General features: G+C 76.2%; 17 protein-coding genes. All 17 read right to left on the reverse strand.

Annotation, left to right across the window (positions count from 1 at the left end):
• Positions 1-12: 12 nt before the first annotated feature.
• The 17 genes from BJP25_RS13860 to BJP25_RS35510 all read right to left on the reverse strand — a co-directional run bounded on the left by BJP25_RS13860 (position 13) and on the right by BJP25_RS35510 (position 20,001).
• Complete coding sequence (locus BJP25_RS13860; protein ID WP_233158070.1) at positions 13-954, reverse strand: LLM class flavin-dependent oxidoreductase; 942 nt, start codon at positions 952-954, stop codon at positions 13-15.
• A gap of 105 nt (positions 955-1,059) precedes the next feature.
• Positions 1,060-1,497: an ATP-binding protein gene (locus tag BJP25_RS13865; RefSeq protein ID WP_075975308.1), complete on the reverse strand. Its 438-nt coding sequence runs from the start codon at positions 1,495-1,497 to the stop codon at positions 1,060-1,062.
• 132 nt (positions 1,498-1,629) lie between these two features.
• On the reverse strand, positions 1,630-3,342 hold the full coding sequence (locus BJP25_RS13870; protein ID WP_075975309.1) for an IlvD/Edd family dehydratase: 1,713 nt from the start codon (positions 3,340-3,342) through the stop codon (positions 1,630-1,632).
• Between the two features lie 37 nt (positions 3,343-3,379).
• The gene (locus BJP25_RS13875) at positions 3,380-3,943 is read right to left on the reverse strand and encodes a 1,2-dihydroxy-3-keto-5-methylthiopentene dioxygenase (RefSeq protein ID WP_075975310.1); all 564 of its coding nucleotides are present in this window, start codon (positions 3,941-3,943) and stop codon (positions 3,380-3,382) included.
• Complete coding sequence (mtnB, locus tag BJP25_RS13880) at positions 3,940-4,563, reverse strand: methylthioribulose 1-phosphate dehydratase (protein WP_075975311.1); 624 nt, start codon at positions 4,561-4,563, stop codon at positions 3,940-3,942. The genes BJP25_RS13875 and mtnB overlap by 4 nt, the downstream gene beginning before the upstream one ends.
• Entirely contained in the window at positions 4,560-5,555 is a 996-nt protein-coding gene (locus BJP25_RS13885; protein ID WP_075975312.1) for a translation initiation factor eIF-2B alpha/beta/delta subunit family protein, read from the reverse strand. The genes mtnB and BJP25_RS13885 overlap by 4 nt, the downstream gene beginning before the upstream one ends.
• Entirely contained in the window at positions 5,555-6,613 is a 1,059-nt protein-coding gene (locus BJP25_RS13890) for an HAD-IIIC family phosphatase (protein ID WP_233158071.1), read from the reverse strand. Before BJP25_RS13890 ends, BJP25_RS13885 begins: the two co-directional genes overlap by 1 nt.
• 5 nt (positions 6,614-6,618) lie before the next feature.
• Positions 6,619-7,809: an acyl-CoA dehydrogenase family protein gene (locus BJP25_RS13895; RefSeq protein ID WP_075975314.1), complete on the reverse strand. Its 1,191-nt coding sequence runs from the start codon at positions 7,807-7,809 to the stop codon at positions 6,619-6,621.
• Positions 7,799-8,050: a phosphopantetheine-binding protein gene (locus BJP25_RS13900; protein WP_075975315.1), complete on the reverse strand. Its 252-nt coding sequence runs from the start codon at positions 8,048-8,050 to the stop codon at positions 7,799-7,801. Before BJP25_RS13900 ends, BJP25_RS13895 begins: the two co-directional genes overlap by 11 nt.
• Before the next feature lie 2 nt (positions 8,051-8,052).
• Positions 8,053-8,946, reverse strand: coding sequence for a 3-hydroxyacyl-CoA dehydrogenase family protein (locus tag BJP25_RS13905; RefSeq protein ID WP_075975316.1), 894 nt, complete (start codon positions 8,944-8,946; stop codon positions 8,053-8,055).
• Positions 8,943-10,328: an acyltransferase domain-containing protein gene (locus tag BJP25_RS13910; protein WP_075975317.1), complete on the reverse strand. Its 1,386-nt coding sequence runs from the start codon at positions 10,326-10,328 to the stop codon at positions 8,943-8,945. Before BJP25_RS13910 ends, BJP25_RS13905 begins: the two co-directional genes overlap by 4 nt.
• Positions 10,325-11,089, reverse strand: a complete 765-nt coding sequence (locus BJP25_RS13915; RefSeq protein ID WP_075975318.1) for a thioesterase II family protein — start codon at positions 11,087-11,089, stop codon at positions 10,325-10,327. The genes BJP25_RS13910 and BJP25_RS13915 overlap by 4 nt, the downstream gene beginning before the upstream one ends.
• Positions 11,086-12,288, reverse strand: a complete 1,203-nt coding sequence (locus BJP25_RS13920; RefSeq protein ID WP_075975319.1) for an aminotransferase class V-fold PLP-dependent enzyme — start codon at positions 12,286-12,288, stop codon at positions 11,086-11,088. Before BJP25_RS13920 ends, BJP25_RS13915 begins: the two co-directional genes overlap by 4 nt.
• 51 nt (positions 12,289-12,339) lie before the next feature.
• A complete protein-coding gene (locus BJP25_RS13925) occupies positions 12,340-15,753 on the reverse strand; it encodes an SDR family NAD(P)-dependent oxidoreductase (RefSeq protein ID WP_075975320.1) in 3,414 nt (1,137 codons plus the stop codon).
• A complete protein-coding gene (locus BJP25_RS13930; RefSeq protein WP_075975321.1) occupies positions 15,750-17,591 on the reverse strand; it encodes a non-ribosomal peptide synthetase in 1,842 nt (613 codons plus the stop codon). Before BJP25_RS13930 ends, BJP25_RS13925 begins: the two co-directional genes overlap by 4 nt.
• Positions 17,588-18,844: an MFS transporter gene (locus tag BJP25_RS13935; RefSeq protein WP_075975322.1), complete on the reverse strand. Its 1,257-nt coding sequence runs from the start codon at positions 18,842-18,844 to the stop codon at positions 17,588-17,590. The genes BJP25_RS13930 and BJP25_RS13935 overlap by 4 nt, the downstream gene beginning before the upstream one ends.
• Before the next feature lie 131 nt (positions 18,845-18,975).
• Complete coding sequence (locus BJP25_RS35510; RefSeq protein ID WP_084793982.1) at positions 18,976-20,001, reverse strand: helix-turn-helix transcriptional regulator; 1,026 nt, start codon at positions 19,999-20,001, stop codon at positions 18,976-18,978.
• Positions 20,002-20,083: the final 82 nt, after the last annotated feature.

Below are 20,083 nucleotides of genomic sequence, written 5' to 3' on the forward strand. Positions count from 1 at the left end.
CGGTGGTGCCCGTTAGAGGACGCGGGCGAGGTCCGGGAGGGCGTCGGCGCCGTGCGGGACGAGGACGACGCTGGTGGCGCCCGCGGCGAAGCGGGCGGCGACGCGGTCGCGCACCTGCTCGGCGGTGCCCGCCAGGGACAGCTCGGCCACCCAGGCGGCGGGCATGGTCGTGGCGAACTCATCGGATCCCGCGCAGGAGCGGCGGAACTCGCGCAGCTCGTCGGCGAAGGGCAGCGGCCGCAGGTGCGGCGCCCACGCGGGCTCCCCCACCGCGGCCAGCGCCGGGCGCACCGCGGCCACGGCGTCGGCCGCGCTGTCGGCCACCACGGCCACGTCGTAGGTCACCACGTGCTCGACCGGGCCCGCGTGCCCGCGCGAGCGCTCGACGTAGGGCGGGGTGGCGGGCTCGGCGAGCAGGATGCCGTCCGCGACCCGCCCGGCCAGCTCCAGCGACCGGGGTCCGCGCACGCCCAGCACCACCGGCGGCACGACCTCGGGCAGCTCGTCGAGGACGACGCCCTCGACGTCGACGTACTCCCCCGCGGCCGGGCCGGGTTCGCCGCGCAGCAGCGCGCGCACGGCGGCGGTGTGCTCGCCCAGCAGCGTGAGCGGGCTGCGCCGCCAGGCGCCCACCTGCCGCATCCAGTCCGGCATGCCGTGGCCGATGCCCGCGGTGACGCGGCCGGGGAACAGCTGGGCGAGGGTGGCCAGCTCCATCGCCGCGAACGCGGCGTTGCGCGCACCCGCGGGCAGGATGCCCACCCCGACGCGGATCCGCGAGGTCACCGCCAGCACCGCGGAGGCCTGGGCGACCCCGCCGCGGAACCCCAGGTCCTCCACCACCCACAGCTCGTCGAAGCCCAGTTCCTCGGCGCGGCGCGCGAACGGGAGCACCTGCGCCGCAGGCAGGTCGCGCGGGACCACGAGGCCGATCGAACGCGCTGTCTCAGCCACCACAGCCGGTTTCCCTCCGCCGATCCCGGTCAGCCCACCCCCGGACCGACCTCGTCCGGACACCGGCAGCATGGCAGAGGGGCCGCGGTGGGGGACCGACCCGGCTCAGGCCGCGGACGGGCAGGTGGGCCGGGAGCAGCTGCACCCGATGGAGGCCCAGACGGTCTTGCCGCGCCCGCTGCGGTCGGCGCCCCAGCGCCCCACCGAGGAGATCATCGCCAGCCCGCGCCCGCGCAGCCGGTCGAGGCGGCCGATGACCGGGCGGGGCAGCTCCGCGGAGCGGTCGTCGACCTCCACCCGCACGGTGTGGGTGTCGCGGTCGTGGTGGATGCGGAACCCGGTGACCCCGCCCGCGTGGTCGAGGGCGTTGGCCACCAGCTCGACGCAGGCGGTCAGGACCGACTCGTGGGTGGCGTCCCCGGCGCCCTGGAGCCGCTCGGCGACGACCTGGCGCAGCTCGGCCGCCGACCCGGTGGTGGGGAGCCAGGAGCCGCCCGGGGGTGGGGGCGCACCCGGCCCGCTGTTCGATCCGCCGCTGTCCATTCCGCCTCCGCTCAGCGATCACCGGGTGCGTACCCCGCGCCGTCCTGGCGAAAACCAGACACCCCCGGACACCGCAGGCGAAACCAGTTCCGGGGCCGGGGGGCGTCGGCGGTGCGGCGCTCCCCGGCCGGGTCAGTAGGAATCGCGGATCCGGGCGTCGACCGTCCGGCCCCGCAGGAAGTCGAGGTCCGCGCCGGTGTCGGCGCCGGTGACGGTGGCGACGTAGAGCTGCTCCCAGCCGCGGGTGGGCTTGGCGAGGGCGTCGGTGAACGCCGCGGGCGGGGTGCGCGCGGCCAGCTCCTCGTCGGTGAGGTCGACCTCGATCCGGCGGGCGGGCACGTCCAGGGTGATCCGGTCGCCGGTGCGCACCAGGGCCAGCGGGCCGCCCGCGGCGGCCTCGGGCGCCACGTGCAGCACGACCGTGCCGTAGGCCGTGCCGCTCATCCGGCCGTCGCAGACGCGCACCATGTCGCGCACGCCCTGGCGCAGCAGCTTCTCCGGGATGGGCAGGTTGCCGACCTCGGGCATGCCCGGGTAGCCGCGGGGGCCGCAGCCGCGCAGCACCAGCACGGTGTCGGCGTCGACGTCGAGGTCCGGGTCGTCGATGCGGGCGTGCAGGTCCTCCACCGAGTCGAAGACCAGGGCGCGGCCGGTGTGCACGAGCAGCTCGGGGGTGGCCGCGGCGGGCTTGACGATGGCGCCGTCCGGGGCGAGGTTGCCGCGCACGACCGCGATGCCCGCCTCGGCGATCAGCGGCTCGGCGCGGGTGCGGATCACCTCGTGGTCGAAGATCTCCGCGTCCGCGACGTAGTCGACCAGGGGCTTGCCGGTGACGGTGATCGCGGCCGGGTCCAGCAGGTCGACGACCTGGTTCAGCACGGCGGGCAGGCCCCCGGCGCGGTGCAGGTCCTCCATCAGGAACCGGCCCGCGGGTTGCAGGTCCACCAGCAGCGGGACGCCCGCGCCGATCCGGTCGAAGTCGTCGAGGGCCAGCTCGACGCCCAGGCGCCGGGCGATCGCGATGAGGTGCACGACGGCGTTGGTCGACCCGCCGATGGCGGCCAGGGTGACGATCGCGTTGTGGAAGGACTCGGCGGTGAGCACCTGGCTGGGCCTGCGGTCCTCGGTCACCATCTCCACGGCGAGCCTGCCCGTCTCGTGGGCGCGGGCCAGCAGCCTGCTGTCCGGGGCGGGCAGTCCCGCGGTGCCGGGCAGGGTGGTGCCCAGCGCCTCCGCGAGCAGGCCCATGGTGGACGCGGTGCCCATGGTGTTGCAGTGCCCGCGGCTGCGGATCATGCACGACTCGGACTCGCGGAACGACCCCGGCGGCAGGTTGCCCGCCCGCACCTCCTCGCTCAGCCGCCACACGTCGGTGCCGCACCCCAGCGGCTTGCCGCGGAAGGTGCCGGTGAGCATCGGCCCGCCGGGCACCACCACCGCGGGCAGGTCGACCGAGGCGGCGGCCATCAGCAGCGACGGGATCGTCTTGTCGCAGCCGCCCAGCAGCACCACCCCGTCGACCGGGTTGGCCCGCAGCATCTCCTCGGTGGCCATCGCGGCCATGTTGCGCCACAGCATCGCCGTGGGGCGCATCTGCGACTCGCCCAGCGACACCACCGGCATGTTCAGCGGCACACCGCCCGCCGCCCAGACCCCCTGCCGCACGGCGTCGGCGAGCTCGTCCAGGTGGGAGTTGCAGGGGGTCAGGTCGGAGGCGGAGTTGGCGATCGCGATCTGCGGCTTGCCGGTGAACGCGTCGTCGGGGACGCCGCGGCGCATCCAGGCGCGGTGCAGGTAGGTGTTGCGGTCGTCGCCTGCGTACCAGGCCGAGCTGCGGAGCGGCACGGGGGTCTCCCGGGGGTGCGAGGGGGCGGGGAACCGCTCAGCGGGAGCGGGTGATGGTGTCGAAGTCGGGGAAGGCGGCGGCCAGCGGGTCGCCGGTGAACTCGCCCACCCAGCCCTCGGTGTCGTGGAAGAAGCGGATCGCCTGGAAGTGCGGCGAGGTGCCCATGTCGAACCAGTGGGTCGTGCTCGCGGGGACGCTGATGAGGTCGCCCGGCTCGCAGAGCACGGCGTGCACCTTGCCGTCGGCGTGCAGGTAGAAGACACCGCTGCCCTGGGCGAAGAAGCGGTCCTCGTCGTCGGCGTGGGTGTGCTCGGCGAGGAACTTGGCCCGCGCCGCGGCGGCGGTCTCCGCCGGGGCGCCCGGGACCAGGCCCATGGCGTCGACCAGGGTGTAGCCCTCGGCCTCGGTGACCCGGGCGACCTGGGGGGCGTAGGCGGCGAGGATGTCCTCCGCGGTCGGGGCGTCGGGCAGGGGCACCAGGTCCCAGCGCTCGAAGCGGACGCCGAGGGCCTTCAGCTCCGCCTCGATGGCGGCCGGGTCCTCGGTGCGCAGCAGCTCGGTGGTGGGGTCGGTGTCGGGCCAGGTGAGCAGGAGGGTCATGGCGTCGCCGTCCCGGGTGCGGTGGTGAGGGTGAAGTGCGTGAGCCAGTCCAGGCATTCGAGGCGGTGGCGGGCCTGGGCGAGGTCCGCGCCCCAGGCGTAGGTGCCGTGGCGGGCGACGACCAGGGCGGGGGTGTCGGGGCGGAAGCCGGCCTCGAACGCCTCGCCCAGCTCCCGCATGTCCTGGGAGTTCGCGACGACCGGCACGACCACCTCGTCGCCGTGCGCCGCGCGGCCGAAGCCCTTGAGCATCTCCAGGTCGCGCAGCGGGATGCCGGACGGCCAGCGCTCGGCGGCGGCCACCGGGGCGTGGGAGTGCACGTGCACCACCGCGCCCGCCCCGGACACCGCGGCGATGCGGGCGTGCAGGGCCGCCTCGGCCGAGGGGGTGCCCGGCGACAGCGCGGCTCCCGCCCCGTCGACCAGCACGACGTCCTCGGGGCCCAGCTCGCCCTTGTCGAGGCCGCTGGCGGTGACGGCCAGCCGCAGGGGGTCGCGGTCGAGCACCACGGACAGGTTGCCGGAGGTGCCGCGCATCCACCCCAGCGCGGCGTAGCGCGCCGCCTCCGCGGCCAGCAGCGCCCCCGCGAGGTGCAGGTCCGGGTCGGTGGTGGCGGTCATGCTGCCTCCTCGTAGCGGGACAGGGCGGTCGGGGCGAACGGGCCGCGGTCGGTGACGACGGTGGTGACGAAGCGGGGCGGGGTGATGTCGAAGGCCGGGTAGAGGCCGTCGACCGCCGGGTCGACCACGCCCGCCGCGTCCAGCAGCTCGGCGGCGGGCCGGTGCTCGATCGGCACGTCCGCGCCGGTGCGGGTGGTGGGGTCGGGCGCGCGGACCATCGCCAGGTACGGCACGTCGAAGGCGTGCGCGGCCACGGCCAGGCCCAGCGTGCCGACCTTGTTCACCACGTGCCCGTCGGCGGTGACCCGGTCGGCGGCGGTGACCAGGGCGTCGACCCGGCCGGAGGCCAGCAGCGCCGCGCCGGTGCCGTCGGTGACGAGCGTCGTCGGGACGCCCATCTCCGCCAGGGTCGGCGCGGTGAGGCGGGCGCCCTGGCGGTAGGGCCGGGTCTCGGTGCAGAACACCGAGAGGTCCTTGCCCTGCGCGCGCATCCCCTCCACCAGGCCGATCAGGTAGAAGTCGGCCCAGCAGTGGGTCAGCAGCGCGGCGCCATCGGGCAGCAGGGCGGCGGCGTGCGAGCCGAGCACGCGGCTGCGCTCCCGGTACCGGGCGTCGGCGGCGGCCGCGGCGGCCCGCGCCGAGCCGACCAGGTCCCGGTAGTCCACACCGGACAGCACGAGGTCGACGGCCTCACCGATGTGGTTGTTGGTGGGCCGGGTCGCGACCAGCCTGCGCCCGGCCCGCTCCATCGCGGCCCGCGGGTCCGGTGTGGACACCGCGGTGCGGGCGGCGAGCGCCATCCCCCACGCGGCGGCGAAGTACGGGCCGGAGGACTGGGTGACCATGTCCTCGATCGCCCGCGCCACGTCCTCCACGGTGGTGCAGAGCACCCACGTGCGCCGGTGCGGGAAGACCCGGCGGTCCAGGATGCGCACGCCGTCCTCGGCGGGCAGCACGCTGTCCGCGAGCACCGGGCCCGCCAGGGCGGTCATCAGCCGACCCCGGCCGGGACCGGGGCGAGGCCGCGCAGCACCAGGTGCGCGGGCACCGGCGGCACCTCGCCCGCGGGCGCCTCGAACACCACCTCGGCGCCGTCGCGCGACACCTCGCGGAACCCGCCCATCCGGTAGGTCACGTACATCATCCGGTTGCGGTCGGTCTCGACGAAGTCGGCGTGCAGGCGCACCCCCGCGGCGGCGGCCAGGCGCTGCACCTCGCCCATGAGCACCGTGCCGACCCCGCGCGACATGACCCGGCAGGACATCAGCAGCAGCTTGAGCGTCCACACCTCGGCGCCGCGCTCGACCAGGGCCAGCCCGATCGTGCCGTAGGAGCCGTACTTGTCTGTCAGCCCGGCCACCAGCAGCAGGTGGTCGGCGGAGCGGCGCAACCGGTCGAGCTCGGCGTAGGAGAACGTGCGGCCGGTGGTGTTGAGCTGGTGGGTGCGCACCGTCAGCTCCTCGGCGCGCTTGAGGTCGTCGGTGGTGGCCTCGGAGATGGTGAAGACCATGTCCAGGGTCGCCAGGAACTCCTCCGACGTGCCCGCGAAGTCCTCGGCGGCCTGGTCGCGCTCGATGCCCGCCCGGTACATCTCCCGGCGCTGGCGGGACTCGTCGGTGACGAACGCGGGGGTGAACGCGGGCAGGTCGGGCAGGCCCGCGGCGTCGAGCGCGTCGTAGCAGCGCACGCCCGGGACGCCCGCGGCGACCTCCTCGCGCTCGAAGGGCTGGTCGTCGACGAAGGCGAACGCGTCCAGGCCCAGGTTCAGCGCCGCCGCGATGGCCCGCACCGACTCGGCCTTGGAGCCCCAGTGCACCTGCGGGAACAGGAACAGCTCCGCGATGCCCAGCTCGGTGAGCTTGGCCAGCGCGGTGGCGCGGTCGTTGCGGGAGGCCACCGAGTGCAGGACGCCGCGCCGGTCCAGCTCGCGGATCGCGGCGAGGACGTCCGCGCGCGGGGTGACCGCGGCGTCCTCCAGCAGCACCCCGTCCCACAGCGTGTTGTCGAGGTCCCAGACCACGCACTTGACGGGCTTGTCGGTCGCGGGCACGGTGCTCACCTTCCTGTGCTCAGCAGCGGTGCGGCGAGGTCGGGCAGCCTGCGCCGGTCCTGGCGGACCAGGTCGGCGATGACGACCTGCTGGACCTGGGTGGAACCCTCGATGATCTCCATGACCTTCGCGTCGCGGAAGTACCGCGCCGCGGGGTGGCCGTCGAAGCAGCCCGAGGCGCCGTGCAGCTGCACGGTCTCGGTCGCGGCCCGGTTGGCCGCGGTGGAGGCGAAGTACTTGGCCATCCAGGTCGCGGTGGGCGCGGACAGGTCGTTGGCCTGGCGCAGCGCGCCAGCCTGGCGCAGCAGCAGCCGCGACGCGGTGACCTCGGTGGCGATGTCGGTGACCAGGCGGCGGACGAGCTGGTGGTCGGCGATCAGCGCCCCGCCCTGGCGGCGGCTGCCGGTGTGGGCGAGCGCGGCGTCCAGGCAGGCCTGCGCGATGCCCACGCACCCGGCGGCCACGCTGTAGCGGCCCAGCTCCAGCGCCGTGGTGGCCACGGTCGGGAAGCCCCGGCCCTCCGGCCCCAGCACGGCGGTGGCGGGCACGCGGGCCCCGGACAGGCGCACCTGGCCCATCAGGCCGCCGCGGGTGCCCAGGACGCCGTCGATCGGCACGACCTCGACGCCCGGGGTGGTGCGCGGCACCAGGAAGGCGGTGATGCCGCCCGGGGTGCGCGCGAAGACCAGCAGCAGGTCCGCGATGAGCGCCATGCTGATCCAGGTCTTCACCCCGGTGAGGGCGTAGCCGCCGTCGACGGGTTCGGCGGTGGTCTCCAGGCCCGTCGGGTCGCTGCCCGCGCCCGGCTCGCTCAGGGCGAGCGCGCCCAGGGCGTCGCCCGCGGCGAGCCGGGGCAGCCACTCGGCGCGCTGGTCGTCGGTGCCCCAACGCTGCACGGCGTCGGACACCATGCCGTGCACGGTGAGCAGGGTGCGGGTGGACGAGCAGCCGCGCGCGACCTCCTCGTGCAGCACGCCCAGGCGCACCTGGTCCAGGCCCGTGCCGCCGAACCCCGGGGCGACGGTGGCGCCGAGGTGGCCCTCGGCGGCGAGGGCGCGCACCAGCTCGGCGGGCACGGCGCTGTCCTGGTCGATGGCCGCCGCGCGCGGGGTGACCTCGCGCTCGACGAACTCCCGCACCCGGGCGGTGTCCTGCGCCCTCGTGGTCAGGGTGGCGGCCCCCGCGTCAGGAGACATTGCGGGCCACCAGTGCGGTGATCGCGTCCACGCTGCGGAAGTTGTCGCGCTCCAGGTCGTCGTTGCCGATGCGGAAGGCGAACTCCTGCTCGACGAAGACCACCAGCTGCATGGCGAACAGCGAGTTCACCAGGCCCGCCTCGAAGATGTCCTCGTCGTCGGCGAGGTCGGCGGGCAGGCGGCCGTCGAGGAAGGCGCGGACGCGGGACTTGATGTCGGTGGTGGAGAGGGTGGCGGTCATGGTCAGGCTCCCTGGGTCTGGACCGGGCGGGGGGTGGGGGTGGCGCGCGGGGCGCTGCCGTAGTCGTGGAAGCCCTGGCCGGACTTGCGGCCGAGCAGGCCCGCGGAGACCATCGTGCGCAGCAGCGGGCAGGGCCGGTACTTCGAGTCGGCGAAGCGCTCGTGCAGCACCTCCAGGCTGTGCAGGATGGTGTCGAGGCCGATGAGGTCCGCGGTGGCCAGCGGGCCCATCTCGTGCCCGAAGCAGCCGCGGAACAGGTCGTCGATGTCGCGGGCGGAGGCGATGCCCTCGCTGTAGGCGAAGACGGCCTCGTTGACGGTGAGCATGAGGACCCGGTTGGAGACGAAGCCGGGCGAGTCCTTGACCTGGATCGCGCGCTTGCCCGCGGTGGCCAGCACCGCCTTGACCGCGTCGATCGTGGCCTGGGTGGTGTGCCAGCCGGGGATCAGCTCGACCACGGGCTTGAGCGGCACCGGGTTCATGAAGTGCACGCCCACCACCTGCTGCGGGCGGCCGGTCACCGCGGCCACGTCGGTGATGGGGAAGCAGGAGGTGTTCACCACGAAGATGGCGTCCGGGCCGCAGACCCGGTCCAGCTCGCGGTGCACGGCCTGCTTGGCCTCCCACCTCTCCGAGACGTTCTCCACGACCAGCGACGCCGTGGCCAGCGCCCCGAGGTCGGTGGTGGTGGTGATGCGGCCCAGCACCTCGTCGACGTCGTGGGTCGGCAGGTGCGGGGCGACGACCCGCTGGAAGCGCACCGCCCGCCCGATCTCCTCGCGCGCGGTGGCCAGGGCGTCCGCGCTGATGTCGACGAGCACGACGTCGTGGCCCGCCTGCGCGAGGTCCTGGGCCACCCCCGTCCCGATGGTGCCCGCTCCGACGACGCCGATCATGCTGCACTCCCCGTGTTCTCGGTGCTGTTCTTGTCGCTGTCGCTGTCGCTGTCGCTGCCGGTGACCTCGGTGCCGCCCGCGCCGTCCAGGCGCGCCCAGTCGACCCGCAGGCCCGCTGTCCACAAGCGACCGAGGGCGGTCAGCAGCGCGGCGGTGCCGGTCCCGGCGCCCGCCGCGGTCAGGGTGGGCTGGACCCGGGCGAGGCGGGGCCGGTCGCAGGCCGGGTGGTGGCGGGCGTAGGCGGTCAGGCCCTCGCCGGGGCCCAGCTCCAGGGCCACCGGGTCGACGTCGCGCCACAGGGCGCCCAGGCCCGACAGCAGCTCGACCGGGTGGGTCAGGTGACGGGCCCAGTAGTCCGGGTCGGTGGCCTGCGCCGCGGTGGCCCAAGTGCCGGTGACGTTGGCGGCCAGCCGGGTGCGCGGGGCGGACAGGGTGGCGTTGCCGGTGATCCACGCGCGCAGCTCGGCGGCCAGCGGGGCCATGGTGCGGGTGTGGAAGCCGTGCCGGGCGCCGACCCGCTGGAACGGCACGCCCGCGTCGGTGAGCCGCACCGCCAGCTCGGCCACGGCGGCCGCGGGCCCGCCGACGACGGTCTGGTGCGGGCCGGTGACGGCGCTGACGTCCACCGCGTCGCCCAGCCACGGCTCCACCTCGGCGCGCGGGGCGGCGACGGCGAGCATGCCGCCCTCGGGCAGCTCCTCGATCCGCTCGGCCCGCCAGCTCACCAGGCGCAGGGCGTCCTCGGGGGTGAGCACCCCGGCGGCGCAGGCCGCGGCGTACTCGCCCAGGCTGTAGCCCAGCACCGCCTCCGGCACCAAGCCCCAGGAGCGCAGCAGCTCGGCGGTGGCGTGCTCCACGACGAACACCGCGGGCTGGCCCAGGCGGGTGTGCGAGAGCGGGCCCTGCGGCACCTCGCGGGCGGCCAGCATCGCGCGCAGGTCGCCCGCCGGGGCGGCGGGCGGCGCGGGCGGGCGCACCAGCAGCTCGCGCAGCTCGTCGCCGAGCGGGCCCAGCGCGGCGAAGCAGCGCTCGGCGGCGGCGCGGAACACCGGCTGGGTGGTGTGCAGGTCCCAGGCCATGCCGGGGAACTGCTCCCCGACACCGCTGAACAGCAGCGCCAGCGGGCGCTCGGCGGCGGGGTGCTTGCCCTCCAGCCCGCGGCCCCTGCGCAGCGCGGCGACCGCCTGGTCGACGTCGTGGCAGGCCAGCGCGCCGCGGTACGGGCCGTGGTCGCGGGACCGCAGCTCGCGGGCCAGCTCGGCCACGCCGCCGGGGTCGGACCCCAGCCGGTCGAGCACGGCCGCGCGGGCGGCGGGCAGCCCCGCGGCGTCGGCGGCCGACCAGACGAGCAGGTCGGTGGTGCGGGCGATCGTGCTGGTCACGGCTGTGCCCCTTCCGCGGTGACGCCGAGCCGCGCGCGCAGGAAGCCCAGCACGGCGGCGCGGTCCTCGACGAGGTTGAAGTGGCCCGCCCCGATGACCCGGGTCACGCACTCCCCCGTGGTCAGCTCGCCCCAGCGGCCCAGCGCCGCCTCGTCGACGTACCGGTCGCCGGAGCCGCACAGCGCGGTGACGGGGCAGTCCAGCGGCGGGCGCTCGGTGAACCGGTAGCCCTCGCAGGCGGCGAAGTCGGCGCGCAGCACCGGCAGCAGCAGCGCCAGCAGGTCCGGGTCGGCGCACACCGCGTCCGGGATGCCGCCGTAGGCGCGAACCCGCGCGAGGAACTCCGCGTCGGGCAGGTGGGCGATGCGCGGGTCGAGGTCGGGCACCTGCGGGGGCAGCGACCCGGACGCGACCAGGTGCGCGGGCGGGGTGGGCAGCCGGTGGGCGACCTCGTAGGCCAGCACCGCGCCCATGCTGTGCCCGAACAGCGCGACCGGCAGGTCCGCGCCCAGCCCGGCGGTGGCCGCGGTGAGCTCGTCGGCGAGCACGTCGACGTCGGTGACCGGCGGCTCGGTGAACCGGGACTCGCGGCCGGGCAGCGCGGCGATGCACACCTCGACGTCCGGGGCCAGCTCGGCGATCCAGCGGGCGAACGACGACGGGCCCGCGCCCGCGTGCGGGACGCACACCAGGCGCAGCGCGGCGCCGGGCCGGGGCTTGGGGCGGCGCAGCCAGGGCGAGGCGGTGGCGGCGGGGGTCACGACACCGCTCGCACGGCGTGGCGCCCGACGGTGAGCGACCCCAGGACCTCGGCCACCCTGGCCAGCTCGTCCTCGGTGTTGTAGTAGTGCGGGGAGATCCGCAGCAGGCTGCTGATCCCCCGGTCGCGCATGTCGGCGCAGGCGGCGTTGGCCAGGCACACCCAGGTGTTGACCCCGGCCCTGGCCAGCTCGGCGCGCACCAGCTCGGCGGCGTGGCCGTGCACGGTGACCGCGACGGTGGCGCAGCGCTCGCGGCCGCGGTCCTCCACGGTGGTGCCGGGGATGCCCGCGAGGTCGGCGCGCAGCCGCTCGCCCAGGGCGCGGACCCGGGCCCAGGTGTGCTCCACCCCCCAGGCCAGGGCGTAGTCGACGGCCACGCCCAGGCCGATGCGGGCGGCCGCGTTGGTCTCCCAGGTGTCGAAGCGGCGGGCGGCGGGGGCGTAGCGGTAGCCGACGCCGTCCCACTCCACCCCGTCGAGGCCCACGGTGGCGGGCGCCAGGGTCTCGGCGAAGTCGCGGCGGGCGTAGAGGAAGCCGGTGCCGCGCGGGCCGCGCAGGAACTTGCGGCCGGAGCCGACCAGCAGGTCGCAGCCGATGGCGGCGACGTCGACCGGCAGCTGGCCGACCGACTGGCTGCCGTCGACCAGGTAGGGCACGCCGAACTCGCGGGCCAGCGCGCCGATCGCGGCCACCGGGTAGACCAGCCCGTCGTGCATGGGGATGTGGGTCATGGCGATGAGCCCGACCCGCTCGTCGAGCCGGTCGCGCAGGTCGGCCAGGTCGACCAGGCCGTCGGCGCCGACCGGCAGCACCTCCAGCCGGATGCCCGCGCGGTCGGCGAGCTGGAGCAGCGACAGGTAGCTGCTGCCGTACTCCATCGGGGAGATGAGCACCCGGTCGCCCGCGCGCAGCGGGACGGCGGCCAGCGCGGCGCCCCAGGCGCGGGTGGCGCTGTCGAACAGCGCCACCTCTTCGGTGTGGCAGCCCAGCAGCTCGGCCACCGCGCCGTGCGCGCGCTCCAGGCCGACGAGGTTGCGCTCGCCCGCCTCGTAGGGGCCGATCTCGGCCTCCAGCCGCAGGTGGTCCACCACGGCGTCGACGACCTGGCGGGGCGGCAGGCTCGCGCCCGCGTTGTTGAGGTGGGCGACGTGGCCCGCACCCGGTGTGTCGGCGCGGGCCCGCATGACGTTGATGTTCATCTCAGCTCATCTCGCGCGTCGTTGCTTCTCGGCTGGTCATCCGGCGCCGCCTCAGCCCGCGAGGTGGCGCAGCGCCTGCGCGGCCGCCTCGGGCCCGGCGGGCGCGCCCACCTCGCGCACGACCGCCCAGCCCGCCTCGGCCAGGTCGGTGAAGGTGCGGCAGCCCCACAGCCGGGCGATCGGGACCTTGACCCCGATCCGGTTGCCCCAGCGGGCCAGCGCCTCCAGGAAGGTCAGCGAGTCGCACCCGATGGCCAGCAGCTCGTCGTCCTCCTCCAGGTCGTCGAGGCCCACCAGGTCCGCGACGACGTCCATCAGCGCGTCGCGCAGCTGCTCGACCGAGGTCAGCAGCGGGCCCCCGCCCGACCCGCCACCACCGGCCAGCGCCGCGCGGACGCGGGCCACGCGCGGCCCCAGGGCGGTGGTGGAGACGACGAGGCGGCCGCCGCCCTCGGACACCAGGGCGCCGAGCAGCCCGGTGGCCTGCTCGACCGCCATCGCGGTGGGCGAGGCCGCCGCGGCGGTGCCGGGGAAGCCCCAGACGTCCCAGTCGACGCCGACCCAGGGCGCGCCCTGGGCGCGGCGCAGCTCGGCGTGGGCGTCGAGGAAGCGGTTGGCCGCGGTGTAGGCGCCGAAGGTGATGCCGCCCAGGACGGTGCTCAGGCTGGCGCACACCAGGGCGAAGTCCAGCGGCTGCGCCCGGGTGGCCCGGTCGAGCGCGAGCAGGCCCGCGGTCTTGGGGGCCAGCAGGTCGGCGGCGCTCCCGGGGGTGGTGTCCGCGAGGAGGGACAGCCCGCCGGAGGCGTCCGCGCCCGCGGCGTGGACCAGCCCGGAGATCGGGCCCCAGCGCTCGGTGACCCGGGCGACCGCGTCCGCCACGGCGGCCTCGTCGGCCAGGTCGGCGGCCAGCGCCCACACCTCGGTGCCCGCGGGGAACCGGTCGGTGCCGGGGGCGGTGCCGCGCCGGGACAGCAGGGCGATCCTGGTGGCACCCGCGGCGGCCAGGTGCTCGGCGATGGCCGTGCCCATGCGGCCCGCCCCGGCGACGAGGTAGGCGCCGCCCGGCCGGACCGGGGTGGCGACCCCGCCCGCGCCGTCGAGCTTGGCGAAGGAGGGCACGTGCCGGTCGGCGCCGCGGTAGGCGATCTCCTGGTCGGTGCCGGGTGAGGCCATCTCCGCGAGCAGCTGGGCGGCGGTGCGGCGCGGGTCGGCGCCGTCGGTGACGTCGATGCCGCGGCAGGTGAGGTCGGGGTGCTCCTGCGGCACCACCTGGCACAGGCCCAGCAGCGCGGCGCCCTCGGGCCGCAGGTCGAGCGCGTCGCCCACCGGCTGCGCGTCGCGGGTGAGCACCCACAGCTCGGGCGCCTGCCGCGCGGCGGTGAGGGCCTGGACGAGCGAGAGGGTGCCGAGGACGCCGACCGACAGGTCCGCGCCCGCCGCCGCGTGGTCCCACAGGTGCACGACCCGGGTGATGGCGCCGTGCGCGGCGATGACGTGCTCGACGGCGCGGGCCAGGTCGGCGGGGTCGCCGGGACGGACGCCGACCACGCCCGCGGGGCTGGTGTCGAAGGCCTCGGCCAGCTCGACCGGCACCACGGTCAGGCCCGCCGCGGCCAGCTCGGACCGCACGGCGGTGTCGAGGGCGCCGCCGTCGCCGAGGACGACGCACGCGCCCGCGGTGGCGGTGAGGTCGCCGGGGTGGTGCGGGCGGGGCAGGGCCGTGCGGGTCCACACCTGGCGGTACACCCAGTCCGCGACCGGCTCGGGCGCGTCGGGGTCGGTGCCGCGGGCGTCGCCGCCCACGACCGGCACCCACAGCTCCTCGCCCTGCCAGGGGTAGGTGGGCAGCGGGACGCGGCGGTGGGTGGTGCCCGCGTAGTAGCCCGCCCAGTCGATCGTCATGCCGCCCGCCCACGCCTGGGCCAGCTCGGTGGCCTCGCCGGTGTGCGCGTTGGGCGCCGCGCCGCGCAGCACCGCGACCAGCTCGTCCACGGTGGACGCGACGGTGGTCCAGCGCACCGGCTGCGGCTTGCGGCCGGTGGCCAGGGTGAACGCCACGTCGGCCAGGTCGGCGTCCGGGTGGGCCACCAGCCAGTCCGCGAGGCGGGCGCGCACCTGGGCCAGCGCCTGCTCGGTGCGGGCGGAGAGCACGACCGCCCGCGGTGCGGCCGGGCGCTCCCCGGCGGGCTCGACCGCGGGCGCCTGCTCGACGATGACGTGGACGTTGGTGCCGCCCATGCCGAAGGAGCTGACCCCCGCCCGGCGCGGGCCCTCGGGGAACGGGCGCGCCTCGGTCACCGGGAAGAACGGCGAGGAGGCGAAGTCGATCTCGGGGTTGGCCGCCTCGAAGTCGGGCAGCGGTGGGATCTCGCCGTGCTTGACCGCGAGCACCGCCTTGAGCAGCCCGGCCATGCCCGAGGCGTAGCCGAGGTGGCCGATGTTGGCCTTCACCGAGCCCAGCGCGCAGAACCCGGTGCGGTCGGTGTGCGCGCGGTAGGCCCTGGTCAGCGCGCGCACCTCGATCGGGTCACCCACCGCGGTGCCGGTGCCGTGGCCCTCCACCATGTGGATCGACTCGGCGGGCACCCCCGCCCCGGCCAGCGCGGCGCCGATCGCGGCCGACTGGCCCTCGACGCCGGGGGCGGAGAAGCCCGCCTTGGCCTTGCCGTCGTTGTTGATCCCGCCGGAGCGGATCACCGCGTGCACGTGGTCGCCCGCGGCCAGCGCGTCGGAGAGCCTGCGCAGCAGCACGACGCCGACGCCGTCGCCCTCGACGTAGCCGGTGCCGCGGTGGTCGTAGGCGCGGGTGTGGCCGTCGGCGGAGAGGATGAACCCGTCCTGCTGCTCGTAGGCCAGGGTCTCCCAGCAGCGGATGTTCACCGCGCCCGCGAGCGCGAACCCGACCCGGCCGCTGCGCACCGCCTCGGCGGCGAGGTGGATGGCCACCAGCGACGACGAGCAGGCGGTGCGCACGCTGAGGCTCTCGCCGGTGAGGCCGAGCTTGTAGGAGATGCGGGTGGACAGGGTGTCCGGGGCGTTCGACAGGTCGACCAGCAGCCGCTCGGCGGCGGACTCGGCGCCGAAGTCGCGGTCGTCCTTGTAGGTGTTGGGGCCCGCGGTGGTGTACACGGCGACCTTGTCCCGCAACCGGTGCGGGTCGTAGCCCGCGTCCTCCATCGCCGCCCAGGAGTGCTCCAGCAGCACCCGGTGCTGCGGGTCGAGCACCTCGGCCTCGCGGCGCGGGATGCCGAAGAACTCGTGGTCGAAGCGGCGGACGTCGCCGAGCACGCCGCGCGCGTGCACCCGGCGGGTGCCCTCGCGCTCGTCGGCGACGACCACCCGGGGGCCGTAGGTGATGCAGTTGCGGCCCGCGCGCAGGTTCGTCCAGAACTGGTCGAGGTCGTCGGCGCCCGGCATGGTCGCCGCCATGCCGATCACGGCCACCGGTTCCTGGGTCTGGCTCACAGCAGGGCTCCCGTGCTCTCGATCGACTCGGCCAGCGCGCGCACCGTGGGGTGCTCGTAGAGGGCGGTGGCGGGCAGGCGCGCGCCCAGCTCCTCGTGGATGCGGCGGTGCAGCTCGGGGACCGTGAGCGAGGTGCCGCCCAGGTCGAAGTAGTTGTCGTCCACGCCGACCGAGGGCACGTCGAGCACGTCGGTCCACAGCGCGGCCAGGGTCAGCTCCAGCTCGGAGGCGGCCTGGACGAACCGGCTGCCCAGCTCCAGGGCCGGGGCGGTGGTGTCGGCGCGCAGCGCGGCGCGGTCGAGCTTGTCGTGCGCGGTGAGCGGCAGCGCGTCGAGGCGGTGGAACTCCGAGGGCACCATGTAGTCCGGCAGGTCGGCGGCGAGCCGGGCGCGCAGGGCGGTCACCGTGGGGGCGGCGCCGGGGGTGGGGACGACGAAGGCGACGAGCACCTTCTCCGCGCCGCGCACCCGGTCGACCACCGCGGCCCGCTCGACCCCGGGGGAGGTGGCCAGCGCGGACTCGACCTCGCCGAGCTCCACCCGGTTGCCGCGCACCTTCACCTGGTCGTCGGCGCGCCCGAGCACCTGCACCAGACCGCCGGGCAGCACCCGGGCGAGGTCGCCGGAGCGGTAGAGGCGGGCGCCGGGGGTGGTGGCGTGCGGGTCGGGCACGAACGAGGCGGCGGTGAGCGCGGGGCGGCCGTGGTAGCCGCGGGCCAGCGCCCCGCCGCCGAGGTACAGCTCGCCCTCGGCGCCGTCGGGCACCGGCCGCAGGTGCTCGTCGAGCACCCGCACCACCGTGTCCGGCAGCGGCCTGCCCACCGGGGGCGGGGAGTACTGCAGGTCGTCGGCGGTGAAGTCCTGGCAGCAGACGAACACGCCCGCCTCGGTGGGCCCGTACCCGTTGGACACCCGGGCGCCCAGCGCGGTCAGCGCCTTGGCCACGTGCGGGGTGGACAGCACCTCGCCGCCGACGACGAACCGCCGCACGCCCGCGCCGTCCAGCCCGCCGTCGTCGACCATGCGGTTGAACAGGGTGGGGGTGAGCCAGGCGGTCGTGACGCCGTGGGCCCGGACGGTGGCGGCGATGGCCTCCGCCGACACCCGCTGGTCGGGCAGCAGCGCGAGGGTGGCGCCGTTGGCCAGCGCGCCGAACACCTCGAACACCGACGCGTCGAACGACAGCGGGCAGGACTGCAGGAACACCTCCCCCGGCCCCCAGGTGCCGTAGTGGCCGGAGCGGACGATGCGCTCGGCGGCCCGGTGCGGCACGGCGACGCCCTTGGGCGTGCCGGTGGTGCCCGAGGTGTAGATGACGTAGGCGAGGTGGTCCGGGGTGGGGCGGCGGGCCTCGACGGGGGCGCCGGTGGCGACGGCGTCCACCGGCACCCGGGCGCCGGTGAAGGCGGGCAGCGCGGCGGCGTCGTCGGTGACGAGCACGGTGGCGCCGGACAGGTCGAGCATGTGCTGCAACCGCTCGGCCGGGTGCCCGACCCACAGCGGCAGGTACGCCCCGCCCGCCTCCTGGATGCCCAGGACCCCCACCAGCAGCTCGATCGACCGCGGCAGGTGCAGCCCGACCACCACGTCCGGCCCGACCCCGCGCTCGCGCAGCGCGGCGGCCAGCGCCAGGGAGCGCTCGCGCAGCTGCCCGTAGCTGATCGACCGGTCACCCTGCACGGCGGCGATCGCGTCCGGCGCCGCCTGCGCCCGCGCGGCGAACAGGTCGTGCAGGCACCGCGCGGGCTCGGGCGCGGGCGCGGTCAAGGCGGCGGGGGCGGTCAGCGGTTCGGGCGGGGTCGTGGTGGTGGGTGGCGGGAGAAATCCGACGCCGCTCATGCGTGGCTCACTTCCCTGGGGGCGGTGGTGGGGGTGGGGGCGGGGCGCAGCCTGCGGGTGGCGCGCAGCAGGTTCACCGCGGCGGCGCTGGCCAGGGCGGCGAGCACCAGCAGCGCGGTGGTGACGCCGAGCCGGTCCACGGCCACCCCGCCGACGAGGAAGCCCAGCGGCCCGGCGATGTTGGACATGGTGATGACCGACTGCATGACCGCGGCCCGGTCGGAGCCGGTGAAGCGGGTGGCGAGGATGCTGAAGAAGGGCGCGTTGGACAGCGGCAGCGACGCCGCGGACACGACCAGCGCGGCCACCAGCACCGGCACCGGGACGGGCGCGGCGAGCACCCACAGCGGCAGCACCAGCTGCACCGCCGACACCGCCATCAGCGTGCCCGGCCGCAGCCTGCCCGCCACCAGGTAGCTCAGCAGCGACCCGACCAGCGCGCCGGAGCCGAAGGCGGCGACCAGCAGCCCGCCCACCTCGGCCTGCCCGTCGAACCGGGCGAAGGCCAGCAGCGGCAGGGCGAGCATGAGGACCCGCAGCAGGAAGCCGAAGGAGACGGTGGAGACCATCGCGGGCCGCAGGAAGTCGTCCGCGCGCAGCGCCCGCACCCCGGCGAGCAGCCCGGCGCGCGGCGCGCTCCTCGGCTCGGCCCGCCCGGCGCCCGCGGGCACCCCGGCCCACAGCAGCAGCCCGGACACCAGGTACGTGGCGGCGTCGGCCCACAGCACCCGCTCCGGCCCGATCAGCGCGATCAGCACGCCGCCGAGGGCCGGTCCGGCCAGCGAGGCGGTGTTGAAGCAGCCTTCCAGCACGCTGTTGGCCCTGGTCAGCGCACCCGCGTCGGACCCGGCCAGCTCCGCGGCCAGCACCCGCTGCGCGGCGAAGTAGGGCACGCCCAGCACGCCGAGCAGCGCGACCACGGCCAGCAGCACCGGGTAGGCCAGCGCGTCCGCTGTGGACAGCACGGGCACGAGCGCGATCACCGGTGCCCGCAGCAGGTCCGCGAGCACCATCGTGCGGCGCGCACCCCACCGCTGGATCACCGCGGTGCCCGCGAAGCCCAGCAGCGCCATGGGCAGCACCTGCACGGCGAACAGCAGCCCGGTCATCGTGGCCGACCCGGTGGTCTGGAGCACCAGCCAGGGCAGCGCCAGCAGCGTCATCTGCGTGCCGAAGGCGGAGGCGCCACCGGCGGTGTAGACCGCGGCCAACCCCCGGCGGTGCCGGGCGGTCGCGGTGGGTCCTGTGTCCACTTCGGTCTCCTGCGCGTCGGTGGGCCCGTGCGGGCGCGGGTCCCAGCCTGTTCACCGGCGGTGGCGCGGTCCAGGGCAGCAGGCGCAGCCGGGGCTTGCGCGTCCTACCCTGGACCGGGGTGCTGCCCGGCTCAGATCACGCCGGTGCGGATCGCGTGCGCGACGGCCTGGGCGCGGTTGCGCACCTGCAACCGGGCCATCAGCTCGTAGACGACGTTCTTGACGGTGTGCTCCGAGCACTCCAGCAACCGGGCGATCTCGCCGTTGCCGTGCCCCTCGGCCATCAGCCGCAGCACCGTGGTCTGCCGCGCGGTGAGCGGCACCTCCACCCCGCTCGCCCGCTGCGCGGGGACCGGCTCGGCGGTGCCCGCGCCCAGCACGCGGATCATCACCTGGTAGGGCACCCGCCCGTCGCCGTCGCGCGCCGACCCCAGGGCCGCCAGCAGCCGCTGCGGGGTCGCCTCGGCCGCCGCGAGCAGCGCCTTGGCCCCCCAGTCGGCCGCCCGCACCACGGACTCGGGGGTGAACCGCTCGGCCACGACCAGCGCCCGCTCGGCCCCGGTCCGCCCGCACGCGCCCAGCGCGCGCTCCACGGTCTCCCCCGCGACCACGGTGACGGTGTCCGGTGCGCTGTCCGGGCGCGGCACGAGCACGGCCCCGGCCTCCCGCAGCGCCGCCACGAGCGCGTCCCGGGTGGCCGACGCGGGCCCCAGCACGTGCACCGTGGGCGGCGCGTCGCACTCCGGCACCTGCTCGACGATGTCCTCGGGCAGCGTGCAGTCCCCCAGGTCGGCCGACAGCACGGCCTGCCCCAGCCGCTCCGCGTCCGCCTGCTCCCGGCGCAGCAGCCCCCGCGCCCCCGCGGCCAGCGCCGCCAACGTGTCCGCGGCCGCGGGCTCCCCCGCCACCACCACGACCTCCGGCCGCGCGGCGCTCGCCCGCACCTGCCGGATCAACCGCAGCTCAGCCGCGGCCAACACCCCCACCGACACCACGACGACGCGCGCCCGCGCCACCTCGTCGACCAGGTCGATGCCGGGCGCGCCCGCCAGGGCGGCGCAGGACTGGGCCAGCAGGACGGGATCGAGGGCGGTCACGGCAACGGGCACAGCGGTGAGGGTCGCCAACGCCGAGCTGGTGGGTGCGGGGTGTGCCATCAGTGCTACCTGGCTCTCCGTGAAGCCCCGGACGGTGGTCCGGGAGGGCTTGTTTCGCCAGATCAGCGTCCTGCCTGGGCAC

It is taken from the genome of Actinokineospora bangkokensis (assembly GCF_001940455.1).
Taxonomy (GTDB): Bacteria; Actinomycetota; Actinomycetes; order Mycobacteriales; family Pseudonocardiaceae; genus Actinokineospora; species Actinokineospora bangkokensis.